Origin of the sequence: Terrisporobacter mayombei, assembly GCF_020748465.1 — a bacterium.
Classification (GTDB): Bacteria; Bacillota; Clostridia; order Peptostreptococcales; family Peptostreptococcaceae; genus Terrisporobacter; species Terrisporobacter mayombei.
The window spans coordinates 1-595 of sequence record NZ_JAHZMP010000060.1; the positions used below are offsets into that span (position 1 = coordinate 1).

Here is a 595-nt window from a genome sequence, read left to right on the forward strand (position 1 = left end):
ACCGAGATCCAGCGCTGCTTCCACCAGCGAATAATCAATACGAATCAACGCGGTATAAATCGGCAGTACCATAAACGGCACGTAAGCGTAAACAATGCCGATATAAACGGCCAGATTGGTATGCAGAATGGTCAGCGGTTGATCGATAACCCCCAGCCACAGCAGAAAATTATTCAGCACACCGTTGTTTTTTAATATTCCCATCCAGGCATAAACGCGGATCAGAAACGAGGTCCACGACGGCAGGATCACCAGTAGTAATAAAATATTACGGGTCGAAGGCTTACTGTGCGCCACCGCCCACGCCAGCGGATAGCCGATCAGTAAACAGCAAAATGTCGAAATCGCAGCCACCTGTAGCGACTGGAGATAAGCATCGAAATAGAGCGGATCGTCGGTCAGTTGCAGAAAATTACCGAGATTAAGAGTGATGGACAGTTGCCCGTCAGCCCACTCCATCAGTTCGGTATAAGGTGGAATAGCGCGCGCCATCTCCGCCAGGCTTATTTTAAAGACAATCAGAAATGGCAGCAGAAACAGCAAGATCAACCAGATATATGGCAACGCAATGACCAGTTTGCGCCCATGCTTCATT

General features: G+C 48.6%; 1 protein-coding gene. It reads right to left on the minus strand.

The window, feature by feature from the left end; all coding sequences use genetic code 11:
• Positions 1-595: ABC transporter permease (locus K0039_RS24780; protein WP_500303704.1), on the minus strand; the 595-nt coding region annotated here is incomplete at both ends.